The 26,784-nt window shown below is 71.1% G+C and carries 24 protein-coding genes; 14 read left to right on the forward strand and 10 right to left on the reverse strand.

Going from position 1 to position 26,784, the window contains the following annotated elements; all coding sequences use genetic code 11:
- Positions 1-99: 99 nt before the first annotated feature.
- The 4 genes from OG259_RS00755 to OG259_RS00770 all read right to left on the reverse strand — a co-directional run bounded on the left by OG259_RS00755 (position 100) and on the right by OG259_RS00770 (position 4,935).
- Positions 100-837, reverse strand: coding sequence for a DUF6193 family natural product biosynthesis protein (locus OG259_RS00755; RefSeq protein WP_328940369.1), 738 nt, complete (start codon positions 835-837; stop codon positions 100-102).
- Between the two features lie 134 nt (positions 838-971).
- On the reverse strand, positions 972-1,709 hold the full coding sequence (locus OG259_RS00760) for a VOC family protein (RefSeq protein ID WP_328940370.1): 738 nt from the start codon (positions 1,707-1,709) through the stop codon (positions 972-974).
- Between the two features lie 85 nt (positions 1,710-1,794).
- On the reverse strand, positions 1,795-3,249 hold the full coding sequence (locus OG259_RS00765) for an RNB domain-containing ribonuclease (protein WP_328940371.1): 1,455 nt from the start codon (positions 3,247-3,249) through the stop codon (positions 1,795-1,797).
- A 186-nt stretch (positions 3,250-3,435) separates the two neighbouring features.
- The gene (locus tag OG259_RS00770; protein ID WP_328940372.1) at positions 3,436-4,935 is read right to left on the reverse strand and encodes a DHA2 family efflux MFS transporter permease subunit; all 1,500 of its coding nucleotides are present in this window, start codon (positions 4,933-4,935) and stop codon (positions 3,436-3,438) included.
- Between the two features lie 476 nt (positions 4,936-5,411).
- Between OG259_RS00770 and OG259_RS00775 the strand changes: the two genes are divergently transcribed.
- Genes OG259_RS00775 through OG259_RS00800 form a run of 6 tightly spaced genes read left to right on the forward strand, consistent with a single transcriptional unit; the run spans position 5,412 to position 10,889 of the window.
- Positions 5,412-7,064 carry a sensor histidine kinase gene (locus OG259_RS00775; protein ID WP_328940373.1) on the forward strand — a complete coding sequence of 551 codons (1,653 nt, stop codon included), beginning with the start codon at positions 5,412-5,414 and terminating at the stop codon, positions 7,062-7,064.
- The gene (locus OG259_RS00780; protein ID WP_017236514.1) at positions 7,064-7,465 is read left to right on the forward strand and encodes a roadblock/LC7 domain-containing protein; all 402 of its coding nucleotides are present in this window, start codon (positions 7,064-7,066) and stop codon (positions 7,463-7,465) included. Before OG259_RS00775 ends, OG259_RS00780 begins: the two co-directional genes overlap by 1 nt.
- Positions 7,462-7,815 (forward strand): DUF742 domain-containing protein, encoded by a 354-nt coding sequence (locus OG259_RS00785; protein ID WP_328940374.1) that lies wholly within the window; start codon positions 7,462-7,464, stop codon positions 7,813-7,815. Before OG259_RS00780 ends, OG259_RS00785 begins: the two co-directional genes overlap by 4 nt.
- Positions 7,796-8,425 carry a GTP-binding protein gene (locus tag OG259_RS00790; RefSeq protein WP_328940375.1) on the forward strand — a complete coding sequence of 210 codons (630 nt, stop codon included), beginning with the start codon at positions 7,796-7,798 and terminating at the stop codon, positions 8,423-8,425. The genes OG259_RS00785 and OG259_RS00790 overlap by 20 nt, the downstream gene beginning before the upstream one ends.
- Positions 8,422-9,651 carry a cytochrome P450 gene (locus tag OG259_RS00795; protein WP_328940376.1) on the forward strand — a complete coding sequence of 410 codons (1,230 nt, stop codon included), beginning with the start codon at positions 8,422-8,424 and terminating at the stop codon, positions 9,649-9,651. The genes OG259_RS00790 and OG259_RS00795 overlap by 4 nt, the downstream gene beginning before the upstream one ends.
- Entirely contained in the window at positions 9,648-10,889 is a 1,242-nt protein-coding gene (locus OG259_RS00800) for a cytochrome P450 family protein (RefSeq protein ID WP_328940377.1), read from the forward strand. Before OG259_RS00795 ends, OG259_RS00800 begins: the two co-directional genes overlap by 4 nt.
- A gap of 145 nt (positions 10,890-11,034) precedes the next feature.
- Here OG259_RS00800 and OG259_RS00805 read toward each other — a convergent pair whose 3' ends face one another.
- Entirely contained in the window at positions 11,035-11,691 is a 657-nt protein-coding gene (locus OG259_RS00805) for a M15 family metallopeptidase (RefSeq protein WP_328940378.1), read from the reverse strand.
- Positions 11,692-11,778: 87 nt separating this feature from the next.
- Here OG259_RS00805 and OG259_RS00810 point away from each other — a divergent pair, with 87 nt between their 5' ends.
- Entirely contained in the window at positions 11,779-12,147 is a 369-nt protein-coding gene (locus OG259_RS00810; protein WP_328940379.1) for a hypothetical protein, read from the forward strand.
- Between the two features lie 272 nt (positions 12,148-12,419).
- The gene (locus tag OG259_RS00815) at positions 12,420-13,649 is read left to right on the forward strand and encodes an FUSC family protein (RefSeq protein ID WP_328940380.1); all 1,230 of its coding nucleotides are present in this window, start codon (positions 12,420-12,422) and stop codon (positions 13,647-13,649) included.
- 61 nt (positions 13,650-13,710) lie between these two features.
- On the opposite strand, the gene OG259_RS00820 is transcribed toward OG259_RS00815, so the two are convergent.
- A complete protein-coding gene (locus OG259_RS00820; protein WP_328940381.1) occupies positions 13,711-14,412 on the reverse strand; it encodes a restriction endonuclease in 702 nt (233 codons plus the stop codon).
- 547 nt (positions 14,413-14,959) lie between these two features.
- Here OG259_RS00820 and OG259_RS00825 point away from each other — a divergent pair.
- Complete coding sequence (locus tag OG259_RS00825) at positions 14,960-15,532, forward strand: GNAT family N-acetyltransferase (protein ID WP_328940382.1); 573 nt, start codon at positions 14,960-14,962, stop codon at positions 15,530-15,532.
- 237 nt (positions 15,533-15,769) lie between these two features.
- Here OG259_RS00825 and OG259_RS00830 read toward each other — a convergent pair whose 3' ends face one another.
- Entirely contained in the window at positions 15,770-16,603 is an 834-nt protein-coding gene (locus OG259_RS00830) for an extracellular solute-binding protein (protein WP_328940383.1), read from the reverse strand.
- 1,116 nt (positions 16,604-17,719) lie between these two features.
- Between OG259_RS00830 and OG259_RS00835 the strand changes: the two genes are divergently transcribed.
- From OG259_RS00835 to OG259_RS00850, 4 genes are all read left to right on the forward strand, one after another.
- On the forward strand, positions 17,720-18,166 hold the full coding sequence (locus OG259_RS00835; RefSeq protein ID WP_328940384.1) for a hypothetical protein: 447 nt from the start codon (positions 17,720-17,722) through the stop codon (positions 18,164-18,166).
- Between the two features lie 208 nt (positions 18,167-18,374).
- Complete coding sequence (locus tag OG259_RS00840) at positions 18,375-19,709, forward strand: globin domain-containing protein (RefSeq protein WP_328940385.1); 1,335 nt, start codon at positions 18,375-18,377, stop codon at positions 19,707-19,709.
- Complete coding sequence (locus tag OG259_RS00845) at positions 19,706-20,539, forward strand: pyridoxamine 5'-phosphate oxidase family protein (RefSeq protein WP_328940386.1); 834 nt, start codon at positions 19,706-19,708, stop codon at positions 20,537-20,539. The genes OG259_RS00840 and OG259_RS00845 overlap by 4 nt, the downstream gene beginning before the upstream one ends.
- A 114-nt stretch (positions 20,540-20,653) precedes the next feature.
- A complete protein-coding gene (locus OG259_RS00850; protein ID WP_328940387.1) occupies positions 20,654-21,460 on the forward strand; it encodes a polysaccharide deacetylase family protein in 807 nt (268 codons plus the stop codon).
- Between the two features lie 77 nt (positions 21,461-21,537).
- Here OG259_RS00850 and OG259_RS00855 read toward each other — a convergent pair whose 3' ends face one another.
- A complete protein-coding gene (locus OG259_RS00855; protein ID WP_328946954.1) occupies positions 21,538-24,444 on the reverse strand; it encodes a helix-turn-helix transcriptional regulator in 2,907 nt (968 codons plus the stop codon).
- Positions 24,445-24,563: 119 nt separating this feature from the next.
- The gene (locus tag OG259_RS00860) at positions 24,564-24,980 is read right to left on the reverse strand and encodes a hypothetical protein (protein WP_328940388.1); all 417 of its coding nucleotides are present in this window, start codon (positions 24,978-24,980) and stop codon (positions 24,564-24,566) included.
- A gap of 463 nt (positions 24,981-25,443) precedes the next feature.
- On the opposite strand from OG259_RS00860, the gene OG259_RS00865 reads away from it, so the two are divergent.
- On the forward strand, positions 25,444-26,130 hold the full coding sequence (locus OG259_RS00865) for a hypothetical protein (protein ID WP_328940389.1): 687 nt from the start codon (positions 25,444-25,446) through the stop codon (positions 26,128-26,130).
- A 296-nt stretch (positions 26,131-26,426) separates the two neighbouring features.
- Here the strand turns inward: OG259_RS00865 and OG259_RS00870 are convergent, their stop codons facing one another.
- The gene (locus OG259_RS00870; protein ID WP_328940390.1) at positions 26,427-26,711 is read right to left on the reverse strand and encodes a hypothetical protein; all 285 of its coding nucleotides are present in this window, start codon (positions 26,709-26,711) and stop codon (positions 26,427-26,429) included.
- Between the last annotated feature and the right edge of the window lie 73 nt (positions 26,712-26,784).

The raw sequence follows: 26,784 nt of genomic DNA on the forward strand, positions 1-26,784 counted from the left end.
CGGCGACTCCCCGCGCCGGCCTGCGGTCACCATCATCAAGGCCAGACAGCGTTGGCAAGGCTCGTGATCAATACACCTGGTACCTGCCGCCTGAAGTCATCAGCCGAGCGTGGGCGGGCCCACGTCGGACGGCAGGTTGCGCAGGGCCACAGCCACGGCGTCTTGTGCCGTGGCGAACCGGCCGAGGTCATCGCTGCTCATGCCCGCGCCCACCCCGTACGTGCCGTCGCTGTGGGCGGTCAGGCACGGTCCGACGATGGTCAGGCTCGGACGGGTGCTGGTCGCGAAGCGCAGCGTCCAGTGGCTCGTGAACGGGTAGAGGGCTCGTAGCGCCGGCTCGGAGTGCGCCGCCTCGATCAGGGCCTCGTAGGTCTCCTGCCAGGCGTAGTCCAGTTCGCCCGCCTCCTGGCGCAGGTGCTGCCATTCTGAATCCGTCAGGCGCGCGGGATCGTTGTCCGGTACCTCGAACCGGCCGGTCGGGTGTACGAACGGTGCCGCCCGGCGGATGTCGTCCAGGGACTTTCCGTCGTGCCAGGCCCGGGCGGCCCTGGCGACCTGCGCCAGGTCGTCCGTCTGACCGCCGATGAGGGCCAGGTTCTGGAACGGCTCCGTGCCGCGGATCGACCACCGCCTTTCGTGCCTCCAAGCGCTGATCTCCAGTGGCTTGCGGTGCGGCAAGGTGGTTGCGACGGTCGCTTCGAGCAGCGGGGCAAAGGCTGAGGCCGTGACGGGGACGGCGTCGAGGCAGCCCTCCCACTCGGCCCGGAGTGCTGCGGCGAGGCTGCCGGAGGCCGCGACATCGGAGTACAGGACAGCGGGATCGGGAGGCGTAGGCACGGCTCCTGATTGTGCCCGAGCCATGGACCTCCGCGGCAGGCGGCTGGCTCGCCGGCGGCCGGGGGGCTCCCGTGAAGGTCATGAGACACGGTCTTCGCCGCCGGCCCGAAAGCGGCCGGAGTCGTTGCTCGAGGTCAGCTGGGGGTGAGGAGGCAGAACTCGTTGCCTTCTGGGTCGGCCAGAACCGTCCAGGAGATGGCGGACCGGTCGATGCCGGGGTCGGTGGCACCCAGGGCACGCAGTCGGGCTTCCTCTGCCGCCATGTCGTCACCGGGGTAGGGGCGGACGTCGAGGTGGACACGGTTCCACACGGTCTTGGTGTCGGAGGTGCGAATGAACTCCAGGTAGGGGCCGACGCCTTGAGAGGAGCGCATGGACGCGTGGTCGTCGGCCACCTCGTGCAGCGTCCAGTCCATCGCCTCGCCCCAGAACCGGGCCATCGCCCGTGGGTCGGTGCAGTCGACCACCACCGCGGCGATCGGCCCGGTGTCCCGGTAGATCGCACGGGGCTCCAGGACGCAGAACTCGTTGCCCTCCGGGTCGGCCATGACCGTCCAGGGGACGTCGCCCTGACCCACGTCGGCGAGCGTCGCGCCGAGATCCTTCAGCCGCGCCACCAACTCCGCCTGATGCGCGGTCGAGGTGGTGGCCAGATCAAGGTGTACCCGGTTCTTCACCGTTTTGGGTTCCGGGCGGGCGACGATGTCGATGCAGACGGCCACGGGGTCGGGATAGGCGAAACCCACCGGTTCGAGGTTGGTCACCCCCGGCCCCTCGCTGTCGACACCCCAACCCAGTGCCTCCGCCCAGAACCGGCCGAGCGCAGAGTCGTCCTGGGCCTTCATGTTGATCTGCACAAGTCGTGTCGCCATGCCGTAGATCCTAGAAGTGGTCGGCGGCCCTCGCCGCGGTGGTGCGGGCCGCGCGGGCGCCCGGCCCGCCGGAGGCGACGGGCCGCTACACCGTATTGAAGAGGATCTTGTGCTGGCCGGTGAAGAAGGGGTCGGCCCGTGTGAGCTTGGCCTGGACACTCGCCCCCAGATCGAGTGGGACGCCGGACGTGATCCTGCCCATCACGGCGGGTTCCGCCAGGTGCACCGTGCCCTTCTTCGGTTCGTCGAACTCCGCGTCGGTGTTGATGACCATGCCGCCGAAGACCTCGCCCACCCGGTTCTTCAGCACCGCGGCCTCCGCCAGGTCCACCGCGCGCCGGTCCGCCACCTTCCCCTTCCCCCGCGCCATGTCGCACGGCAGGCAGTACAGGGCGTCGAGCACCCAGTTCGGCGGGGCCTGGCCGGCGCACGCGGCCACGCACAGTTCACCCGTGTATCGGTCGATCAGGCGCCGCAACGGGGCCGTGCAGTAGGTGTACGGAGCCGCGATCGCCGCGTGCGTCGTGTGCTCCGGGATGTGGTGGTCACGGAAGGTGGTGTACTCCGCCTTGAGCAACATGGCGGTCGCCTCGCTGAGGAAGGCCATGTGCTTGCGGTCAGCCGGATCGAGGGAGTTGACCAGCGCGGCGTACGAGACGCCGGACTTCCAGTCGATGCCCAGGAGCTTGGCGATGTCGTGAACGCGCCGGACCACGTCCGGGTCGGCCTGCTCCTTCTGGGTCCGCAGGATCCCGGTACCGCTGTCCAGCATGATCCGGGCCGCAGCCATTCCGGTCATGAGGGAGATCTGCTCGTTCCAGCCCTCCGCGGGCAGTGCCGCCACGTAGCTCAGCCGGAACGATCCGTCCTCCAGGGTGTCGACCTCCTGGTCCGGCAGGTTCACCGCCACCCCGCCGCGCGCGGCCTCGACGGCTTCCCGCAGCTTGCCGATCTCGCGCAGCAGGGCGACGGACTCCTCGGCGGTTCCGGCCTCGATGTCCTGTTGGACCTGCTTGTAGTTGAGTTTGGCCAAGCTGCGGACCTTGGCCCTGCTCACGGTCGAGTCGGTCACGTTGCCGTCGGCGTCGAGGTCGTGCTGCCACAGCAGGGCGGGTACGACCTGGTTCGGAAGCAGGCTGGCCGGTCCCTCGGAGATCGAGGGCGGGTACAGGGGCACCTTGAGGTCGGGGAAGTACAGCGTCTCGATCCGGTCGTGCGCCTCGGCGTCCAGCGGGCTACCTGGCCTGACGAAGGCCGCCACGTCGGCGATGGCGTAGTGCACGCGGTACCCGCCACCGGGCCGCCGCTCCAGGTACATGGCCTGGTCGAGGTCCTTCGACGCCGGCGGGTCGATGGTGAACAACGGCAGATGAGTGGCGTCCTTGGCCGGCATCTGGACCGCGGCCTTGGCGGCCTCCGCCGCTTCGAGCACATGCGCGGGAAATTCCGTAGAGGCCTTCAACTCTGCCCGGAGCTGCTGCAGTGCCTTGATCAGGGTGTCCTGGGCCTCGCGGGACATGTGCATCTGTCGGCGTCGCATGTCTCGACCCTAGGGCGACGGCCACGGAGCGGCCCAGTGAGCGGGTCCAGGCGGGGGAAGGGGCGGCGGTCCGAGGACCCGTACAAGGCCCACGACCCGCCCCGCCCCGCCGGCGCCTGAAGACGGGCTGCCGCCCGCCGTTCCCGCCGTACGGGAGCGAGGGGCGGGCGGCCTCCCGTCCAGGTGTCAGGTGGGTGTGGGGGCGGTTTTGCTCGTCGTGGTGCCGCCGTCGTCCTGGGCCTCCGACACAGGAGGCTGTTGCGGAGTGGGCGGGGTGCGGACGAGCAGCGCGACCAGTACGGCCAGGGCGCCGATCACGGCGCCGACGCCGAACCCCCATCGGATGCCCGTGGCCAGGGCACCGGTCGGGTCGGCGCCGTCGGCGGCTGCCGTGGCGGTGTGTCCCGACATGACGCTGATGACCAGGGCGGTGCCGGCGGCGGCAGCCACCTGTTGGAGCGAGCCGAGGATGGCGGAGCCGTGAGGGTAGAGGTGCGGCGGCAGCACGGACAGGCCCGAGGTGAACACGGGGGTGAAGACGAACGCCATACCGGCGCTCAGGACCACGTGAAGGGCGAGCACCAGCCACGGCGAGGTGTGTTGGTCCGTGAGGGCGAACAGCGCGAGGCACAGCGCCGTGAGTGCGGCTCCGGGTACGACCAGGCGTGGTGCGCCGAGTCGGTCGTAGAGCTTGCCGACCTGTGGTCCCAGCAGGCCCATGGTCAAGCCGCCCGGGATGAGGAGCAGCCCGGTCTGCAGTGAGGTCAGGCCGCGCACCTCCTGCAGATAGATCGGCAGCAGGATGAACGCACCCATGAGGGCCATGAAGGACAGGCACATCAGGCCGAGGGCCACGGAGAAGTGACGAAACGCCAGGGCGCGCAGGTCCAGCAGCGGCGTGGACGTGCGCTGAAGTGCCAGCTGTCGCCATACGAACAGGCCGACCAGCACGGCGCCGGTCAGGGTCATGGCCACCGGGGACATGGGGGCCTGGGACGCCTTTCCGGCTCCGAGCTCGCTCAGGCCGTAGATCAGGGAGCCGAAGCCCGCTGCCGCCAGGGGGACGGACAACCAGTCGATCGGGCCGGCCTGCGGCTCGCCGATATTGACCAGTTTGCGCCGACCGAAGATGGCCATCGCTCCGGCGATGGGCAGCACGGCCAGGAACAGCAGGCGCCAAGTCCCCAGCTCCAGCAGCACGCCGGAGACCGCGGGGCCGAGCGCGGGTGCGACGGAGATGACGAGGGTGATGTTGCCCATCACACGGCCGCGGTCGTGCGGGGGCACGAGGGTCATCAGTGTCGTCATGAGCAGCGGCATCATGACGGCGGTGCCGCTGGCCTGGATGACGCGGGCGGCCAGCAGCACGGGGAAGGCGGGCGCGGCCGCGGCCAGCGCCGTACCGGCCAGGAACAGTGCCATGGCCAGGCTGAAGGCGGTCCGGGTCGTCACGCGCTGCAGGAACCAGCCCGTCACGGGGATGACGACAGCCATGGTGAGCATGAAGGCCGTGGACAGCCATCCAGCGGCTGCCGCGGTGACCTCGAACTCGCGCATGAGCCGCGGGATCGCGTTGACCATGATCGTCTCGTTGAGGAGGACGACGAACGTGGACAGGACGAGAATCCGCAGCACGGCGGTGACGTGGGTGGGCGGGAGGGTGGGCGTTGTGTGTGGTGCGGGCATGGCGCCTTCCGTCATGTGAGTGTCTTCCGCACGTGGCAGCTCACACTGGCAGACGGCGGCGCCGGGAAGAACTCATCGGTGCTCCCGATCCTGTCGGCGGCGCAGCCCGAGCACAAACCGATTTCCCGCGCCGGAACGGCGGGACGGGGGTCGGAGGCCGCGAGCGGTTCCAGCGGCCTGCCCTGCGGGCGTTCGTCTCCCCCGTCGGGTTCCCCGTCGAGTTCCCCGTCGAGGGCTGCGGCCGACCGGCGGGTTCCCCACGGAGCGTGGAACCGAGGGGCACTCAGGAAGCGCTTGCCGACCGGTACTTCCTGCGGGGTCACCAAGTTCGGAGCTTCTTGGGCGCGGTACCGGAAGAATATTCCCCTCATTGAATGCCGATCCGATCACAAGAGTTCCGAACTGATCAACAACGCATCTATAGTGCCGTCGTTGCGACTCCCTTCCCCGCGTGCCCGCTCCCGAGAGTCTGGTTGATGTCGGCGTCACCCACCCCCTTCCGTCCTGCCCTGACCGCCTCGCTCCTGACCGCCGCCGCGGGCGGTGCGCTCGCCGTGGCCGCCGTCGCCGCGGCACCGGGCGGAGTCCGTGCCCCGCTCGGCTGGTTCGCCGCCTGTGGCGTCCTGCTGCTCTCGGCCGCGGCCTTCGCCGTGACCTGGTACGGGCGGACCTCGCGCGTACTGGCCCGGCGGGCCGAGACCCTCGCCGCCGAACTCGCCTCCAAGGACGCGTACGTCGCCCGGTTCGCGGCCACCGCCGAGCGCGAGACGGCCACCCTCAAGGACCGCCAGGAGGCGGAGACAGCCGCCGCCCGAGCGGCCCACGCTGCCCAGGCCCAGGAACTCGCCCGGTCCCACGCGGCCGAGATCGCCGAGCTGGGCCGGGAACGCGCCGCCGAGACCGCGCGGCTCGAAACCCGGCTGCGTCGCGCCGAGTCCGGCCGGTCCGCCGCCATGGCCGCCGCGGCCAACGCCGCCGGCCGCATGCAGGCCCTCGCGACGAGCATGCTCGCCGACCTCCGGGAGATGGAGCACCGGCACGCCGACGAGGACGTCCTGACCGACCTGCTCCACCTCGACCACCGCACCGCGCAGGCGGGCCGGCTCGCCGACTCCGTCGCCGTGCTCAGCGGGGCCAGGTCCGGCCGCCGCTGGGCCCGCCCCATCGTCATGGAGTCGATACTCCGCGGCGCCATGGGCCGTATCAGCGGCTACCAGCGGGTGCGACTGCACTCCAGCAGCGACGCGGCCGTCGCCGGGCACGCGGCCGAGGGCGTCATGCACGCCCTGGCCGAACTCATGGACAACGCGGCGAACTTCTCGCCGCCCACCGCGGAGGTGCACGTCTACGTCGAGGAGGTCCCGGCCGGCGTCATCATCGCCGTCGAGGACAGCGGCCTCGTGATGAGCGACGTGCAGCAGCGCCGCGCGGAAGCCGCCGTCGGCTCCGCACCGCAGGACCTGGCCGGCCTCTCCGGCACCCGCCTCGGCCTCGCGGTCGTCGGCCGGCTGGCGCGCAAGCACGGCCTCACCGTGTCGTTCCGCCCCTCCGCGCGCGGCGGGACCGGCGCTCTCCTGATGCTGCCTCAGGAACTCATCAGCCACGCCCCCGCGGAGCCGGCGGCCACGCCCGAGGACACTCTGCCGCCGGTCTCGGGCCGCGGCCTGTCCGCGCCCGCCACGACCGGCACCCCGGCCACGGCCCCCGAGCCCGAGACCGAGCACGACAGCGCGGCCGAGAGCACCGGCGAGCACCCGCGGTTCGGCGAGAGCGGCCTGCCCCAGCGCCGCCGCGGCCGGGCCATGGCCGCCGCCCACCCCGAGGGGCCGCAGGCCGCCGAGAAGGCGCCCGCCGAGGGGCCGCGCACGGGCGCGGCCGCGGGTGCGGCGAACCGGTTCGGCTCGTTCCGCCGCGCGGTCCGCGGCACCACCGCCCGGCCGGACGGCGAGCCCGAGGGCGGCCCCGTGCCGGAGACCGCGACGGCGTCCGACCCCGCCGTGTCCGGCGCGACCGCCGGCGCCGATCGTCCCGGCTCCCCCTCCGTACCCACCGATCCGGCCGGCCCGACGTCCGCTCCGCGGACACCGCCGCCGACCTCGAACCCCCCGTACCCGGAAGGCACCTCGTAATGACCGGCTCCACCACCGACGAGAAGCTCAGCTGGCTCCTGGAGGGCCTGCTGGAACGCACCCCGGGCACCCGGCACGCCCTGGTGCTCTCCCGTGACGGCCTCAAGCTCTGCCGCACCCCCGAGCTCTCCGTCGACCAGGCCGACCAGCTCGCCGCGATCGCCGCCGGCATCCAGAGCCTGTCGCACGGTGCCTCCGTGGAGTTCGGGGACGGCACCGGCGGGGTCCGCTCCGCGATCGCCGAGTTCTACGGCGGCATCCTCTTCATCGTGGAGGCCGGCGAGGGCGCCCACCTCGCGGTCGTCGCCGACGAGGACGCCGACGCCGGCCTCGTGGGCCACAACATGAGCGAGCTGGTGGAGCAGTTGGGCGAGCACCTGGTCGCGAGGCCCCGGGGATGAGCCGCGGCAGGCCGGGCCGGGACGACTCCCCCGACCGGCTCTACACCCTGACCGGCGGCCGCAGCCGCGCCGGGTCCGACGCCTTCGACCTGGTGACCCTGGTGGTCTCCGAGAGCGACCCGGTCCCCGGCATGCAGTCCGAGCACACCGCGATCCTGCGCATGTGCCGGTTCCCCACCGCGGTGGTGGAGGTCGCGGCCGGGCTCGGCCTGCCTGTGTCGATCACCCGGATCCTCCTGGCCGATCTGCACGACACCGGCCGGATCAGCGCCCGGCATCCCCGTGCGTCGTACCGCCTTCCCGATCACGACATCCTGGAGCAGGTGCTCGTTGGACTCCGTAACCTCTGAACAGCGCCAGACCCTGCAGAGCACCGCCGACAACGGACTGAAGATCGTCGTCGTCGGCGGATTCGGAGTCGGCAAGACCACCCTCGTCCGCTCGGTCAGCGAGATCCGTCCGCTGAACACCGAGGAGACGATGACGCAGGCGGGCGAGGACGTCGACGACACCGCCGGGGTCGCCGCCAAGTCGGCCACCACGGTGGCCTTCGACTTCGGCAGGATCTCGATCGACACCCACAACGTCCTGTACCTGTTCGGGGCGCCCGGCCAGGAGCGGTTCTGGTTCCTGTGGGACCGGCTGTTCTCCGGGACGCTCGGCGCGGTGGTGCTCGTCGACACCCGTCGGCTCGCCGACTCCTGGTACGCCATCGACCGTCTGGAGCACCACGGGACGCCGTTCGTCGTCGCCTGCAACGACTTCGGCGGTCCCGCCCACACCCCCGCCCAGATCCGCGGGGCCCTCGACCTCGCCGACGAGGTTCCGCTGGTCTTCTGCGACGCCCGGTCGCGGGAGTCCAGCAAGCAGGTCCTCATCTCGCTCGTCGAGCACCTGCGGACCGTCGTCGCCCCGGCCACGCGGCCGGACCCGCAGCCGATCCCGGAGCCCGCCCCGTGACCCTCCCCGAGCACCCGCCCGTCCCCCTGAGCGGGCCGCGCTTCCAGACCGACCCCACCGAGCTGTACCGGCAGATCCGGCGCGATCACGGGGCCGTCGCCCCCGTCGTGCTGGACGGCGACGTACCGGCCTGGCTGGTCCTCGGCTACCGCGAGCTCCACCAGGTCACCAGCGACCCGGTCCTCTTCTCCCGCGATTCCGACCTGTGGAACCAGTGGGACTCCATACCGGCGGACTGGCCGCTGCTGCCGATGATCGGCCGCAAGCAGCCATCCATCCTCTACACCGTCGGGGAGCGGCACCGCGAGCGCGCGAACGTCATCTCCACGGCCTTGGAGGGGGTCGACCCGTTCGTGCTGAAGGAGCGGGCCGAGCGCTTCGCCGACGAGCTGATCGACGCACTGTGCGGCAAGGGGTCCTGCGACATCATCGCCGAGTACGCGATGCTGCTGCCGGTACGCGTCCTCGCCAGCGTCTACGGCTTCTCCGAAGAGCAGGGGCCTGGGCTCGTCACCGCCCTGAACGACATGATCAACGGCCAGGAGGGCGCGCTGGAGGGCCAGCGCCACCTGGCGGAGTCCATGTTCGCCCTGCTCGCCGCGAAGGCGGCGGAGCCGGGCGACGACGTGGCCTCCCGGATGCTGGGCAACACGGCCGGCTTCACGGTCGAGGAGGTCGCCCAGGACCTCATGGTGATGCTGGCCGCCGGCCATCAGCCCACCGCCGACTGGATCGGCAACTCGCTGCGGCTGATGCTCACCGACGACCGGTTCGCCGCCTCGCTGTCCGGCGGCCGGCACAGCGTCGGCGAGGCGATGAACGAGGTGCTGTGGGAGGACACCCCCACCCAGAACGTCGCCGGCCGCTGGGCCTCGCGCGACACCCACCTGGGCGGTCGCCGGATCGGCAGCGGCGACCTGCTGCTGCTCGGCCTGGCCGCCGCCAACTCCGACCCGCACGTGCGCGCCGACGCGGGCCGCCTCACCGGCGGCAACAACGCCTACCTCTCCTTCGGCCACGGCGAGCACCGCTGCCCCTTCCCCGCGCAGGAGGTCGCCGAGACCATCGCCCGCACCGGGATCGAGGTACTGCTCGACCGGCTGCCGGACGTCGACCTCGCGGTCCCCGCGGCCGACCTCGCCCGGCGCCCCTCGCCCTGGCTGCGCGGACTCACCGCGCTCCCCGTGACCTACACCCCGACCCCCGCCCTTGGAGCCCTCGGATGACCTGCCCGCACGCCCACGCCGCGTCCGCCGCCGACGCCATCGTCCTGGACCCGTTCGTCACCGACCTCGACGGCGAGAGCGCCCGACTGCGGGCCGCGGGCCCGCTGGCCCGTGTCGTCCTGCCCGGCGGGGTGGCCTGCTGGGCCGTCACCCACCACGCCGAGGCGCGGCGGCTCCTCACCGACGCCCGCCTGGTCAAGGACATCGACGTCTGGGGGGCCTGGACGCGCGGCGAGATACCCATGGACTGGCCGCTGATCGGCCTCGCCAACCCCGGCAGGTCGATGCTGACGGTCGACGGCGACGAGCACCGGCGGCTGCGCACACTGGTCGCGCAGGCGCTGACCGCACGCCGGGTGGAGCGGCTGCGCGAGGGCATCGAGGCCCTGACCACGGGCATGCTGGACCGGCTGGCGGAGCGTCCGGCGGGTGAGACCGTCGACCTGAAGGCGGAGTTCGCCTACCCGCTGCCGATGAACGTGGTCAGCGACCTGATGGGCGTCGACCCGGTCGACCACCCGCGGATGAAGGCCCTGTTCGAGAAGTTCTTCTCGACGCAGACGCCGCCCGAGGAGGTGCCGCAGATGATGGCGGACCTGGGCACGCTGTTCGCGGGGATCGTTGCGGGCAAGGTCGAGAAGCCCGGTGACGACCTGACCAGCGCGCTGATCGAGGCGTCGGAGGGCGGCGACCGGCTCACCACGGAGGAGATCACCAACACCCTCCAGCTGATGGTGGCGGCCGGGCACGAGACGACGATCAGCCTCATCGTGAACGCCGTCGTGGCGCTGGAGACCCACCCCGAGCAGCGTGCCCTCGTCCTCTCCGGGGAGGTGCCGTGGGCGAACGTGATCGAGGAGACCCTGCGCTGGTCGACGCCGACCTCGCACGTGCTGATCCGCTTCGCCACCGAGGACATCGAGGTGGGCGACCGGGTCCTGCCCAAGGGCGAGGCCCTGATCGTCTCGTTCGGCGCGATCGGTCGGGACGAGGAGCAGCACGGCCCGACGGCGGGCTCGTTCGACGTGACCCGTACGCCGAACCGTCACATCTCCTTCGGTCACGGCCCGCACGTCTGCCCGGGCGCCGCTCTCTCCCGTCTGGAGGCGTCGGTGGCCCTGCCCGCCCTGTACGAGCGCTTCCCGGGGCTGCGTCTCGCGGTCGCGCCCGAGAAGCTCCGGAACAAGCCGGTCGTCACGCAGAACGATCTGTTCGACCTCCCGGTCGTACTGGCCTGACGGCCGCGCGGAGGGGAGGGAACCCCGCAGTGGGGTCGCCTCCCCTCCGCGCGGAACAACGTCTCACGTCCTCAGGTGCGGGCCGAGGTCTCCGGCCCGCACCAGGACGGCCGGCCATGGTGCGGGGCCGTCGTGAGGTCTGCGGTCAGTCGAGCTCCCTGGGCCCGTAGTGGGCGACGGCTGCTCCGGTACCCAAAGCCCAGTAGCGGTCTCCGTACGACCAGTGCCACCACTCCGTGGGGTAGTTGACCAGGCCGGCCGCGGTCAGCGCAGCGCTCAGGACGTCCCGATGGGAGCGAGCCTCGGCGCTGATGTTGTCGGCCTGCGTGTAACAAGCGCCCGCGCTCTCCTCGGGGGAGGCGTTCATACGCGTGCCCATGTCGAGCTCGCGCCCCTCGTCGTCCGCGAGCATCAGGTCGACAGCCGCGCCCGCGCTGTGCGGTGCGATCTCGGGCGGGGACACGTAGCGGCTGGCTGCCGACCGGACTTGCTCAGCGGCCCAATCCGGATGCTCGGCACGCAGTTGGGCCGCGTACTCGTCGAAGTAGTGGCGTTGCAGGGACGGCGGGCGATACCCCTCGACGAACAGCAACCGCAGCCCCTCAGGCAGCTGCGTCTGCGCCTTGAGGAGTCGATCGAGCACTCCTTCCCGCAGGTGCGCGAAGGCACCGGCGGAGCCTTGCCGCTTGCGCTCGTCGACCAGCAGGGGAACGCCTCGTCGCACATCCACGAGCCGTTCGCCGCACTCCCGGACGGGCACGGCTGCGACCTTCGGGTCGGACATCAGAACGATCTCAGTCATGAAGTGATCATCTCCTTTCCCGAGCCCGTCCCGCCGCGCCGTTCCATGGTCCCGAACCGATGGGAAGAGGACAGCGAGCATGGCGGCATGACCACTGATCATCCCGCCTCGCGCGGCGGCTCCGGGCGCGACCGGTTCGCCGCGTTCTCCGATCGGGCGTCGAACATCTCCAGCTCCCCGCTGTTCTACGTCCTGTGTGTACTCCTGGTCCTCGGCACGGTCGTCCTGCACTTCATGCACCCACCGCTGTCCTGGCTGATCTTCGCCGGGGACGTCATGACGGCCGTCAACCTCCTCCTGCTCGCCCTGCTGAAGAACACCGAACGGCGTGACGCGCACGCCGTTCAGCGCAAGCTGGACGCCATCGCAGCAGCCCTGCTGGAGCAACGCGAAGGCACCAGCCACACAGCGGCCGACGAGCTACGGCGAGCGATCCGAATGGAGGAAGACCAGTGAGGGCCGGAGACCGAGACCCCTGCCGCCGACCGTGACCGATGCCCTCGCCGAAGGCCAGGCGCCATCGAGCCTCCAGCGAGCTCGCACGGCGAGGAGGGCGGCGGGTCTCCGATGGCCTGCTCCGGAATCAACGCCTTCCCTTCCGGAGCTGCCGTCCCCGAAGCGGGGGTGATCCCTCGTCCGCCCGGGCGTACCCACGTATGAACCCGGGGTCGTCCGGGCAGGCGGTCGTCCAGACGGCCCCTGCGGGGCGGCGACGGACGAGGTGGGGCGTGGCACTCGGCAAAGGACAGCACGACCGGGGCCAGGGGCTGCTCGCGCGCCTCCGGCGCGACCCCTTCGCCGTCCAGACCGTACGGTCCACGGCGGCGGCCACCCTCAGCTACGTCGTGGCCCTTCGGCTCAGCAGCGAACCGGTGCCCCTCACCGCACCCCTCACCGCCCTCCTCGTCGTCCAGGTCACGCTCTACTCCACCGTGACCACCAGCCTGCGCCGGGTGAACTCGGTCGTCGTCGGCGTCCTCATCGCCATCGCGTTCAGCGCCGTCGTCGGCCTCTCCTGGTGGAGTCTCGCCCTCGTCATCCTGGCCTCGCTGCTCGTCGGCCGGCTTGTGAAGGTCGAGGAGTTCATCCCCGAGGTCGCCATCAGCGCCATGCTCGTCCTCGGCGTCACGCAGGTCTCCGACACCGCCTGGGACCGCGTCCTGGAGACCCTCATCGGCGCCGCCGTGGGCATGCTCTTCAACCTGCTTCTCGCCCCGCCCGTCTGGGTCGACACCGCAGGCGACTCCATCGAGGACCTCGCCCGACGGATGCGGCTGCTCCTCCTCGACGTGGCGGACGAGTTCACCGGGGCACCCCCCGTCGAACAGGCCGCCATCCGGCTCCACGAGGCCCGCCGTCTCGACAACGACGTCGCCGACGTCGACGGGGCCCTGCGCACCGCCGAGGACAGCCTGCGGCTCAACCCCCGCGTCAAGGAAGGCCTCCTGCACCGGGTGGTGTTGCGTACCGGCCTCGACACCCTGGAGATCTGCGCCGTCGTCCTGCGGGTCCTCGCCCGTACCCTCACCGACCTGGCGAAGCATCGTGATGGGCACCAGCTGCTGCCCGAGCCGGCCGCCCTGGCCATCCGTGAGACCGCCCAGTACACGGCCGACGCCCTTGTCAGCTTCGCCGTCCTGGTCACCACCCAGGGCAGCGAGGGCGCCGAGGCCGCGGAGACCCGGCTCGCGGGCGAGCTGCGGGCGGCCAGGGCCTGCAGGGACCACGCCGCCGACCGGCTCCTCGCCCTCGCCCTCGCGGATCCCGGCCGCTGGCAGCTGTACGGGGCACTGCTCACCGAGGTCGACCGGATCCTCGACGAACTCGACCCCGAGCACCGGGGCCATCGACTGATGGAGGAGCTGGACCGACGGGTCCGCGAGCGCAGTGACCGCCGACGCCGTCTCGCCCTCCGTGACCGGTGGGCCATGCGCCGGCCCGGCCGCGCGGACGAATGACCGCTCGCGACGGGGGTACTCGCTGACGGCCCCTCGGCTCCATCGTGCTCCGCTGCCCACGTCAAGAGAGTGCGGTGGGCCTACGCGGCGGCGGCACGGCCCGCAGCAACTCCCACAGGGGCGTCGATCCGGCGGCCCACTGAGCGAGGAGGTGGCGGTCGACCAGATGGAGGCGCTGGGACGAGGCGAAGTCGAGAGCGGGGGCGGAGAAGCGGCCGTTGGTGAGCATGACGAGGACGTCGCCGCCGTGGATCTGTCGACCGGTGCCGTTGAGGACATGGAGGTCCGGGGTGCCGACGGCGGAACCCGACCAGCCCGCCTTGCGGTGCTTGCACTGGATCACCCAGCGTCTTCCGAACGGGTCGGTGGCCTTCACGTCCGCTCCGTTGTCGCCGCGTCCGCCGACCTGTCGGGCGTCCTGGCAGCCGTCTCGGCGCATCAGGTCGCGGACGGCGTACTCGAACTGGGTGTAGTGCAGGCCGTCCAGGTGCTCGACGGCATACCGCAGGCCCTGAGCCCTGACGCGGCTCCACCGCGCGGCCTCCTGCCGTCGGTGCGTCCAGAGCGCTCCAGCACCTGCCGCGAGCAGGAGCGCCAGAAGGACCACCCACGGATGCGCGGCCAGCCACGACACCACGGCCATGACCAGACTCACGGCCACCATCCCGCTCAGTCCGAGCACCCACATGTTGACCGGAACCGGGCTCTTGCGACGACGCGGCCCGCGCCGGGCGGGCCGACGGCGGGTGGGACGGCGACTCATCGGCTGCTCCCTGAGCCGGGGAAGACGATCGGATACGAGACGGTCGGTGTCGAGCGGACCACCGGCCTGTCCCATCCGGGCCACTTGATCGGATAGACGACCGTCGACTGCGGCCCGGGTAACCGGTGTTGCCCCGGCTGTTCACTCGCCCCGGTGGTCGTGTTTCCACCACCGAAGACGAGCACCCCAGCCACGATCACCCCCGCGATCGCCGTCTGCCGACGGGCGCCTGCCGGGAGGCGTGTGTGTCTCGTGACCACGGTTCCGTCGGACTTCACATACTGCTCGATCACAGGCACAGCTGTGGCCCCCTCATCAGTCGAGTCACGCCTCCCTGCGCGACCGGCTCATGAAAGCACCCACCACTGACAACGTGTCACATGAAGATCACCACTCGTGATCATTTTGCGCCACGAGCTCCGCACGCGTGCCGAGGTGGGCCGCCCGAGGGGCCGGAACGTACGTGCGGATCGCGCCGACGAATGTGGTGGTGCACGGCATCGGAGATCGAGCGGGGCCCGCCCTGTACGCGTGACATCGTGGTGCCATGACCATCATGGTTCGCCCGGCTGCAGTCTTCGAGGATGTCCGGACCCTCGTCGGCCCGAAGTCCCCTGGGGCCAACGTCTGCTGGTGCCTGAGCTACCGGATCCCGTCCAAGCTCAACAACGAGCTCCGTGGGCCGGCCCGCGGTGAGTACGTCGCCGAGCTGTGCCGGACGGCGCCCCCTCCGGGGGTGCTCGCCTACGAAGGTGACGAGCCGGTCGGATGGGCCGCCGTGGCACCGCGCTCGGACACCTCGTTCGCGCACAGCCGTAAGATCCCGCACGTCGACGACCTGCCGGTCTGGTCGCTGTGGTGCATTCGCGTACGCCCCGGTCATCGCAAGAAGGGGATCTCGCACGCCCTCATTGCCGGTGCGGTCGAGTTCGCCCGCGCCCATGGCGCACCGGCGATCGAGGCGTACCCACTCGACAACGGCAGCGCCACAGTCGACGCGACGATGGCGTACGCCGGGATCCGGAAGAACTTCGAACGCGCCGGGTTCACCCACGCCGCCGACACCACTTCGGTACTGGCCGGTCATCCCCGGGTCCTGATGCGGCTCGACCTGCGCTGACAGCCCCTGGGGCCGCTACGGCCGGCAGGCCGGTGGTGAGCGCCGGGCGGCGAGTGGTCGGGCCGCGGCAGGAAGGCGGGCGCGGCGCAGACGCCGAGGCCGCGCGGTCCGGTTCGGACGGTGTCGGCGTCTCGTCCTCCGTCGGCACGATGTCAGCGACGAAGGCCGGCCGATTCGCCACGTGCTGGGGGCGCAGCTCTCACCAGCGGGCTCCGAACGCGATCGAACGGACGGACCCTAGCGGGTGTTGCCGTCGATCTGGCGGACGGTGGCGTTCCAGGCTTCGTCCGATGTCTTGCCGTCTTGCTCCATGAGGAGAATGCCGTCGCCGATGGCGTTGTTCAGCTCGCCCGCGCGCGGTCCGGTCTCGGCGGGCTGGATGGCCATGGCCGCCATGGCAAAGATCATTCCGCTGCGGGCCTCGGGGCCTATGTAGGGGTTCGTGTACGTCACGACGCCTGGCAGGGGGTAGGCGGCTCGGTTCGCGGGGAAGTTGCCGACCTTCTGGAAGACCTTCACCTGCTGCTCGGGGCTCGTGAGCCAGGCGACCAGCTGCTTCGCCTGCTCGACGTGTTTTCCGGAGGAGGGCACCGTGAGGAAGGAGCCGCCCCAGTTACCCGCGGCCGGCGCCTGGGCGATGTTCCACTTGCCCCTGTTGGCGGCGCCGGAGAACTTCTCGATGTTGGCCTGCTGCCAGGAGGGGCAGATGGTCGTGGCGAAGGTGGACTTCGCGAAGGCTCTCTGCCAGGGCGGATCGAATTCCTTGAGGCCCTGGCTGCTGCCGGCCCGGACGGCCTCGACGGCCAGGCCCCAGCCCTTCCTGACGCTCGGGGAATCCTTGTAGATCAGCTTGCCGTCCTCGTAGTACTGCTGGGTGCTGCTGGAGACCACGGCGTTGTACAGGCCTGCCGCCGTGTCCATGAAGTAGGTCCCCTTCGGCGCCTTGGCCTGGTAGGTCTTCCCGACCTGGACGAACTCGGCCCAGTCGCCCTCCCACAGCGCCGCGACCTCATCCGGGTCGGAGGGCAGACCGGCGGCCTCGAAGAGGTCCTGCCGGTAGCAGACGGCCATGGGCCGACATCGGTGCCCAGCCCGATCGTCCGGCCGTCGGAGGCCGTGGCCTGGTCCCACTTCCACGGCAGGTGGTCCCTGTACTTCACACCGGGCGCGTCGGACAGGTCGGCGAAGGCTCCGGCGTGCTTGTCGGAAGTGGCCAGGGAGATGCGGCCGGCTTCGAGCGCCTGAACGTCGTACAGCGTTCCGCCCCCTGACAACCGCGGCTGCAGCGCGTCCCAGTAGTCGGGTTCCTGTGCGTTCTGATGCTCCTTGATCGTGATCTCGGGGTGCAGCTTCATGTAGTCGTCGAAAAGGCCGGCCTCCTTGTAACCGAAGGTCCCGAAGGTGCCGATGGTCAGGGTGACCCGCTCTCCTGCAGCGGGGCCGCGGGAGCCGCTGGCGGCGGAGGAGCAGCCGGTGATGACGAGTGCGGCGACCATCCCGGTCGCCACGAGCTCGACGGGCCGGGTGCGGGTACGAGCGGAGGTACGAACACGCGATGAGGCCATGACGCTTCCTTGGTACTGGGCGGGATCGGGAGGATGCCGAGCAGGGGCTCACTCCGCGAGGACGGGAGGAGGGGAGGAGGGCAGCGCGGCCGGGATCGCCGGAAAGGTGCCGTACCCCGACTCTTTGCGAGCGCTCTCAAACGGTGGCCAGAGTATGTCCGTCCAACTCCCGGCGATCAAGGGGTCACACAGGGTCGGACCGATGTGTTTCATCGGGTGCACGCGGACACACCGTCAGGGAACGGTCGGCGTGGGAGCTGGGGCGGCTCCGGCCATCGACAGGGGCGCCGTGGGGAGCGGGAACGGCGGAGGTGCGGAGACGGTGGGCGGCGCCTGGCCCCCTCAAGGACTGCGGCGCATTCCCCACCGCCGCGGCTACCCGGAGGACCTGGATCTGGAGGACCCGTCCTCCGTTTGACGGCAAGGGGTCGGCAGCGACACCTGGCCCGACCACACCCGGCGCAGACGCGCGACGATCGTGTCGATGGTGGCGGGGCGGTTGGGCGGTTGGGCGGTTGGGCGGTTGGGTCCAGTTGACCGCCATCGGCATCCCGGGCGCCTTCGAACCACTGACGTTCGCGGGGCGGATCATGGGATTCGTCTTCATGGTGCGTGGCGTGGCGTGGCCGAGGCCGCGGCAGCCGTGGCGGTCTTCGACCAGTGGGGCAGACGAGGCCTGAGCATCTCCGGGGCAATCGTCCTCATCGGAATCCTCACCGCACCGGCCGCTACCACCACCACGCTCGTCTCCCTCTGGTTCCAGGAGACGGAATACACGCCCTACATGCCGGCCGTATTCCCACTCTTCGTCTGGTCTCTGCGGGAATTGTCGGTGGCCATCCGGGCGATGGCGTGGCGGGGTACGCCACACCCCGCGAAGATCGCGGCCTCAAAAACACTCGGGTTGGTCCGGCTTCACCGATGCTTCACCGACACCTCCGCTGCCGGCGGCTCGCTGATCTGGTCGACGCAGATGTGGAGAAGTTCGGGTCACCGCGTGAGTTTTCGGTCGGCGAATTCCTCAACCATGCTTCACCGGAAACAGTTTCGGACCCTTCCAACTCATTAGTAACCAGCCTCTGAACAGCCAAAACGCCCTCTCCGAGGGGGCGGTCACGGGAATCCCCGGAATTCCGACGGGCGAGGTATGGTCGGGCCCGCTCACCCGTCCGAGTATTCGTCGAACGCCGTGGGCCACAAGGAAAACGAGGAAAACGGGGCACATGCAGACCCCGTGGGCGAAGACCGACCAAAGACGTTCGAGGCGAGGCAGACCGATGGAAGCTCCGACCACCCCGTCGGCCGACGGCTACGGCTCCGGTGCCGCCGCCACTGCCGGCGGTCAGGACGGGGGCTGGTTCGCGCGAGGTCCGAAGGGAGCGCAGGGGCCTCGGCGGTCCGGGCATCCGGAGACCGTCAGGGCGGCCCCGGAATCCGCGCGCCCGGCGGAACGCCGGCCGACCCCGACCCCGGCACCGGCAGCGGTCCCGTCCGCCACAGAGCTGTTGCGCCGCACGATGGCCGAGATCGAGCCGATCGCCGACCGGGTCACCTCGTACTTCTACGCGCTGCTCTTCCTCCGCCACCCCGGTTTGCGGGACCTCTTCCCCGCCGCGATGGACACCCAGCGCGACCGGCTGTTCAAGGCCCTGCTCACCGCCGCGACCCACGCGGACGACCCCGTCACCCTGACCACGTATCTGACCCACCTCGGCCGCGGGCACCGGAAGTACGGCACGCTCCCCGAGCACTACCCGGCCGTCGGCGAGGCCCTGATCGGCGCCCTCGCCAGCCACGCCCCGGAGACCTGGGGGCCACGGACCGAGGCCGCCTGGGTGGGCGCCTACACCACGATCTCCCAGATCATGATCGACGCGGCGACCGAGGACGAGCTCCGGGCGCCCGCTTGGTGGCAGGCGGAGGTGGTCGCCCATGTCATGCGGACGAAGGACGTCGCGGTCGTCACGGTCCGGCCCGACGGGCCGTACCCCTTCCTCGCCGGGCAGTACACGGCCCTGGAGACCCCCTGGTGGCCGCGGATCTGGCGGCACTACTCCTTCGCCTCGGCGCCCCGCTCCGACGGACTCCTCTCCTTCCACGTCAAGGCCGTACCGGCGGGCTGGGTCTCCAACGCCCTCGTCCACCGTGCCCGCACCGGAGACGTCATCCGGCTCGGTCCTCCCGCCGGTTCCATGACCGTGGACCACACCAGCGACAACGGGCTGCTGTGTCTCGGCGGCGGCACCGGCATCGCGCCCATCAAGGCCCTGGTGGAGGATGTCGCCCAGCACGGTCGGCGCCGCTCCGTCGACGTGTTCTACGGCGCTCGCCGGAACCAGGGCCTGTACGACATCGACACGATGCTCCGGCTGCAGCAGGCGCACCCCTGGCTCTCGGTGCGCCCGGTCCTCGACGACGGTCCCGTCGGCCTGCTGTCCGGCGGTATCCCGGAGGCCGTACGCGAGTTCGGCCCGTGGCACACCCACGACGCGTACCTGTCCGGCCCGCCCGGAATGATCCGGTGCAGCGTCGACACCCTCGTGGGCATCGGCATACCCACCCACCGCATACGGCACGACTCCATCGAAGAACTGGTCGGGGCAACGACGTGAGTACTTTCGAACACGCCGGACAGCAGGCGACGACCCTGCGCACCACCCGCCCGGGCAGTGACGGCGAACACCTCGTCCAGCAGCGCATGGGCACCACGGACCGCGCGGACCGCTTCTACGCCGATCAGGTCCTGGACCGACTGAACCCCCGGATGCGCGAGTTCGTGAACCGGCAGGAGATGTTCTTCCTGGCCACCGCCGACCGGCACGGTGCGTGCGACAACACCTTCCGCGCCGGCCCGCCCGGCTTCCTCCACGTCCTGGACGACGCGACGCTCACCTACCCCGAGTACCGGGGCAACGGCGTCCACGCCAGCCTCGGCAACATCGAGGAGAACCCGCAGGTCGGCATCCTCATGGTCGACTTCCTCCGGGACCGCATCGGGCTCCATGTCAACGGCAGGGCCAGGAGCGTGGCCGACGACGAGATGCGCCGCGCCCACCCCTGGCTCCCGGCCGACCAAGTGCCCGGCCGACGGGCGCTGGTGTGGGTGGTGATCACGGTCGAGGAGGCGTACATCCACTGCGCCAAGCACATCCCCCACTTCCAGAAGGTCCCCGCGCGCGGCCACGGCCGGCCGTGGGGCACGGACGATTTCAAGCGCAAGGGCGGTGACTTCTTCGGAGCGGCCTCCGAAGCACCGGACCGCGGCCCGTACCTGCCGCCGCCCCGTCCGGACGCGGATGCGGCGACCTGGCGTGCGGAGGCGGAGAGGGTACTGGCGAGAGCCGAGCGGCACGCCCTCGGCGAAGGCGCCGACGCCGGGGCGGAATCCACCGCGGGAGCGCCGCCGTTCAGCGGCTGGTTCAGCAGGGGCACCTCGGTCTGAGCTCCTCACTCCGCACGTTTACGCTCTTGGGGCCGGGTCGGGTGAAACCTTTCGGTCGTCTCTTCCGTCCCCTTCTCCGGGAGAGCGTAGAGAACGGGCGAGGAGCAGCAGGACATGGGGCTGAAGAGCAAGTACACCGCGCACATAGCCGTGGCGGCCTCGGCGGTCGCGATCAGCCTGGCGGCGTGGGGCGCCACCACGCTGACGGACACCGAGGCCGCCGCCCGGACGGGGGCGGGCGCGCAGGGCACGCCCGAGGGACGGACGAAGGAGCCGGCGCAGGGACCGCCGCCGGTGGCGAAGGTGAGGATGCCTCAGGGGATCGCGCATGCCGCCGAGGCGGGCGGGAAGGCCGTGAACATCACCATCGACGACGGGCCCGACCCGCAGTGGACGCCCAAGGTGCTGGAGGTCCTCAAGCAGCACGACGTCAAAGCGGTCTTCTGCATGGTCGGGCCGCGGGCGAAGGAGTTCCCCGACCTGGTCAGGCGGATCGTCGCGGACGGGCACCGTCTCTGCGACCACACCACGTCCCACGACACCGCGATGGACAAGAAGTCCGTCGCGTACCAGCGGCAGCAGATCCTGGACGCGAAGAAGATGATCGAGGACGCCGCCGGGGGCGCCGAGGTGGAGTACTACCGGGCGCCGGGCGGTGCGTTCACCCCCGACAGCCGACGCATCGCCGCCGAGGCGGGGATGCGGCCGCTGGGGTGGAACGTGGACACCAAGGACTTCGAGAAGCCCGGCACGGGCGCCATCGTCAGCACGGTCAAGAACGAGCTGTCCAACGGGCCGACGATCCTCTTCCATGACGGCGGCGGCGACCGCGGTCAGACCGTCGAGGCCCTCAAGCAGGTTCTGCCGTGGCTCAAGGAGCAGGGACGCACCTTCAGCTTCCCCGTGCGCACCACGCCCTGAGGACGTGCCGGACCGGCGGTGGGCGACCTGCCGCCGGTCACCCGCCGCCGGGTCCGCGACCATGAGGTGTCCCGGCGTCAGAAGCGGGCCATGAGGGCGGCGAGGCCGGCCCGTGTGGCGACGTCGGTCTTGCGGAACACCCGGGAGAGGTGGGTCTCGACGGTACGCGGACTGAGGTAGAGCCTGGTGGCGATCGCCTGGTTGGTGAGGCCCTCGGCCACCAGCTCGGCGATCTCCCGTTCGCGTGCCGTCAAGGAGGCCAGCCGCGGCGGGGTGGTGGAGGACGTGCGGGGTGCGGACGGCCGTGTCATCTCCGCCAGACCGACCAGCAGACCCGCGCCACCGCCTGTGGCGAGCCGGTGCCCCTGCCGCCACATGGCCTCCCCGCGCGCTCCGAACCCGGCGGCCGTCATCGCCGGGGCCGCGAGCAGCAGTGACCGCGCCTCCCAGAACACCGCACCGGACCGCGCACATTCCGCCGCTGCCTCGGAGAGCAGCGTTGCCGCCCTGTCGGCGTCGCCCTGGTGCAGGGCGAGCTGTGCCGCGCTCCGCATCGCTGAGGCGCGTTGCACGGGCAGGCCGAGCTGTTCCGCTTCCCTGCGTGCCCGCTCGGACCATGCGGACGCGGAGGGGACGTCCCCGGTCAAGAGGGCCGCCGTGACGAGGAGTTCCGTCAGGAGGGGGCGCATCGAGGGTTGCAGGCCACGCAGGTCGTCTCCCCCGGCCCTGAGGAGGGCGTCCCGGGCGCGATGCGGATCGCCGCCGGTGAGCGCCGCGTAGCCGAGCATGCACCAGGCCATGGAGGCCCGCCAGTTGTCGCTCGGTCCCATGGTCGCCACGGCCTCCTCCGCGGCCGCCAGTGCCTCCGGGTCGCCGGGTTGGGACGCCGCGACGCGCACCTGGGCCTTGTTGGCGAGGACGAAGGCGAGCAGTTCACCGCTGCCGATCCCGCGGGCGATGTCCTCGGCCTCGTCCGCGAGTTCGCAGGCCGACTGCAGTCGGCAGGTCTGGATCCGTACGTGTGCCTTGCACAGCAGCAGGAGCGGCAGGAGGTAGATCTGGCCGCTGCGCCGGGCGATGCCGAGGCCCCGGTCGGCGTGGCGTTCCGCGTCGGTGAAGCGGCCGAGGAAGGCCTCCGCCCATCCCAGTCTGCCCAGTGGTTCGCACAGCGCCGTGAGGTCGTCGTCGGGCAGGCCGTCCAGCAGCCCGGCCGCCTGCGCCGCGTACGCGCTCGCCGCGGGCACGTCGCCCTCGTAGGCCTCGCCGAACGCGGCGACGGCCAGTGCCCCCGCCTCGCCGAGTTCGTTGCCCAGGAGGCGGGCGTCCGCGAGGGTCCGTGCGACTTCGCCCCGCATCTGCGGGTACGAGGCGTTGTGCGGTGCGGACGAGCTCAGTTCGAGGCCGATCGACACCCGGTCGGACGGCGACAGCTCCGGCTGCCTGCGCAACTCGCGGCGCAGCAGCGCGATGGCCTCGGGATATCTTCCGAGGTGCCGTTCCGTCGAGGCGCACAGCACGACGGCGGACGTCCTGACGCCGGTCTCGTCGGGGCCGGCCGTGCTGATCACCTTGTGCAACAGGTCGCGGCTCTCCCGCAGACCGCCGGACACACCGAGTGCTCGGGCGCGCCGCAGCATGAGGTCGCGTCGCTCGGCGGCGTGTTCAGCCGTGTCGGGCAGCAGTCGGAGTGCGGCCCGGAGCCAGTGTGCGCAGCTCGTGGGAGCCGTCGAAGCGGTCTGGTCGGCCGCCTGCCTCAGTACGGCGTACGCCTGCGGGTCCCATGCGGTCACCGACCGTTCGACGTGCCGGGCCCGCTCGACGGCCGGTGCGCCGGTGCGGGCCAGCTCGGCGGCGGCGGCGTGATGGATCTCGACGCGCCGCCGGACCGCGGTGGACTCGTGGACCAGGGTCCGGATCACCGGGTGGCGCAGCACTGTTCGACCGCCTGGGCCCGGCCGCACGAGGTCACGTCGCGCCAGCGTCTCCAGATCGTCGTCGAGATCGGCGTCGGTGCGGCCGGTCACCGTGCGCATCACCGGGGGCACGGCGTGATCGCCGAGCACGGCGATCACCTCCAGGGTCCGGCGCTGCGCCGGGGTCAGCGGGGCCAGCTCCTTCAGCAGCAGCGCTCCGAGACCGGTAGGCAGTTCGCCGAGGCCGATCTCGGCGGAGGCCGAGGAGGACGTACGGCGACGCGTGGCATCCTCGCGGTACGCGTGCAGGAGGGAGAGGAAGTAGAGCGGGTTGCCCTCTCCTGCCGCGTACAGTTCCGCGGCCCGGTCGCGCGGCAGATCGGGCGCGAGCCCTTCGACGCATTCCTGTTCCGCGAGCGGCGCCAGACCGATCCGGAGGACCGCCCCGGTGTCGGCTTCGCGCGTGAGCGCCGCGGTGAGCGCTGTCGGTGTCTGCCGGTCGCGGCGGGCGACGACGAGGACGACCGGGCCGGGTACGGGATGCCGGACCAGATGGTCCAGGAGCTCCAGGGAGGCCGGGTCCGCCCAGTGCACGTCGTCCAGCGCCACCACCAGGCCGCCGGACCGGCCGAGTTGTGCCATCAGCCGTGCCACCGACCGGTGGAGACCGAAGCGGTCGCCGGTGGCGGGCGCCGGCGCGGGGGACGGCCCGCCGCCACGGCCGCCCAGGACGTGGGAGACCGCGTCCAGCAGGTCGGGGGCGTGCGACGGACGGTGGTCGAGATCGGCGAACGCGTCGGCGAAGGGATGGAACGGGAGGTGCCGCTCGTACTCCGCCGCCCGGCCGCGCAGCACCGTCAACCCGCGTCGCCGTGCGTGGAGGCAGAACTCGGACATCAGCCGGCTCTTGCCGATCCCCGCCGCGCCGGTGATGTCGACGAAGGACGGGGCGCCGTGGCCCAGCCGGTCGATCACCGTGTCGAGAAGCCGCAGTTCGGCCGTGCGGCCGACGAGAGGGCTCCCGCTGCCGTGCTGCGTGGCCCCGTCTTGCGAGGTTCCGACGCGTGTGATCTCTCTACCGAACTCCACGGCATTGTCTATCACGTCGAACGGAAGACCGTTCGAGAGTCGACCCACACCGCGTCCGGTACCTGCGCCGAGGATCCGGGGCCTTGCGGCCCGCCGTCTCCTCAGCCGAACAAGGCGAACAAGGCGATGGCTATCGAGACGACGACGCCCACCAGTACTCCGAGGACGAGTGCGGCGAACTCGGCGGCGATGAAGAGCAGGACGTAGTCGCCGTTGTGGCTGAACGTGCCGTCCCGCGCGCTGGCACGGAACGACAGCGACAGGGCCAGGAACGGTGCGAGGATGAGCCCGGTGACGGTGAGCCACGTACCCAGCGCATAGCCCGACAGCTCGTGGGCTCTGCCCCTCGCCATCCGCACCTCCAAGGTGCTGCCGGGCTTGTGCAGGGTGGCAGCCTTGTCCAGCGTGACCTGACGTCGGGGCTCGCCCGCCGCACGCGGTGTGTACGTGCCGCTGCAGTCGGTGCCGTCCGAATTCCCCTCCAGGTCGGTGGCTTCGTAGCACGAGCTGATCGTCATGACGCCGTCCACTGGGCCAAATCCCAGGACGGCCGCCAGGTGGGGGCCCGGGAGCAGCCATATCAGCCACCCGGCGACCGCGAGACTGGCCACCGCTCCGGTCCGGCCCACCCTCCGCGCCCACACCTCTGACGTTCGCGCCACACCGCCCGCCCCCCCTGGAAGGCGGCCGTCGCGCCGACCGCCTGTGATGTGTACGGCTCACCGAACCGGCCACGACTCTCCCACCCGATGCGTGGCCGCGAGTCCGTGGTTTCCCTGACATGCCCTACGTAATCCAGGGTGCGTGCAGCCGGCCGGCCGGCCGACTACGTAGCGAAGTACGTGGTTCCACCGACGCCCTCGCCGGCGGATCCTGCGAGCATCGGCCCCCGTGTCGCAGCACGGCCACGTGCCCGTCGCTGCCGGCAGCCGGATGATTCCCCCGTCGAACAAGAGGTCTTCCGTGTCACACCGCGTTCTCGTGTCCACCATCCTCGGAGTGGTCCTGACGCTGTCCCTCGCCGCCTGCGGATCCACGGCGGACAAGGACCCGGCCGTCCCGGGCTCGACGGCCGCGGGCAGTGTGGCCGACGGGAGCGCCGTCGACGAAGGCGCGTCAGGGGATTGCCCCGACAAGCACGCGGCGACCGTGCAGGACGACAAGTTCGGAGGGACGGCGGACATCGACCTGTGTGCGCGTCCCGAAGTGCACCGGACAGCCGTCAAGGCGGCCTGGGCCAGCGTCTACACCAGGCCCACCGTGAGCCCGCCCCTCAACATGATGCCGGTCTCCTGCACGGGCGAGTCCGAGGACAGCTGCAAGGTGATCAAGGTCAGTGGCAGCGCACTGTGCAATCAGGCGAAGCCGAACTGCCACCCGCGGCGCGGCGAGGAAGTACCCGTCCTCTGTTCCTCCGTGGACAAGCTGAACTCCGACAGGCTGTACTACGGCGTGCTCCTCGACAGCAAGCGCCTGCTGGCCATGGGGACGGACAACGACCGCGGCTACACCAAGGACTTCACCGACAAGGGCGACATCCCCGTGGGTTATGTGGACGCCGCGCGACTGGAGAAGGTGCGGGCCGAACTGCCCGCCTGTGACGGCGCCCTGCTCCACGGCTGGGGAGCCCGTACCTACGCGCAGATGCAGGGGCTCCCCATCGACTGATTCCCCGACCGGCTCGCGCGGCCGTCGCCCGGCGCAGGCGCCTCGCCGGTACACGCTCCCCGGCGGCGTCCGCGGCCCGGCGAGGTCACCGGGAACTCGACCGTCCTCCACCGGTGGACGACCGGGGACGGCGATCCATCAATGCGCTTTGGCCGAGAAGCCGGCGCCGAAGAGCGGCAGGACGAGAAGCAGCGGGACCATGCGCGTCCACCTCCCCGAGGACGGGTGGTGAAGGAGACGGATGGACGGGGTTCGGTCAGTAGGCGACGCCGGGAAGGGCCGGGAACCTCGCCCCCTCAGAAGCGGCGTTCGAAGAGCAGGGCCGCCGGTACGAGGCCGCGTCGCCGCGCACGGCGGTCCAGCGCGTACGCAAGGGTGAGCGCGGCCGCCGTGCCTGCGACGGCACCCGCCGTCACCGCCTTGTGTGCGCGCACGGCGGTCCACAGCGTGTTCGCGGCGCCCCGGGCCGCCTGCGCGGCTGAACGAGCCCTCTCGGGCAACGGGGCCGCCATGTCCGCGTGGATCTCCGCCGTGTCGGGGCCGTACGCCTCCGCCGTGTCGGGGTCGTACCGATCCGTCATGTCGGGGTCGTACCTCTCCGTCATGTCGGGGTAGTCCGGCACGGCATACGGTCCGGTCCAGGGGAACAGGCTC

The sequence above is a fragment of the Streptomyces sp. NBC_00250 genome, from assembly GCF_036192275.1.
GTDB lineage: Bacteria > Actinomycetota > Actinomycetes > Streptomycetales > Streptomycetaceae > Streptomyces.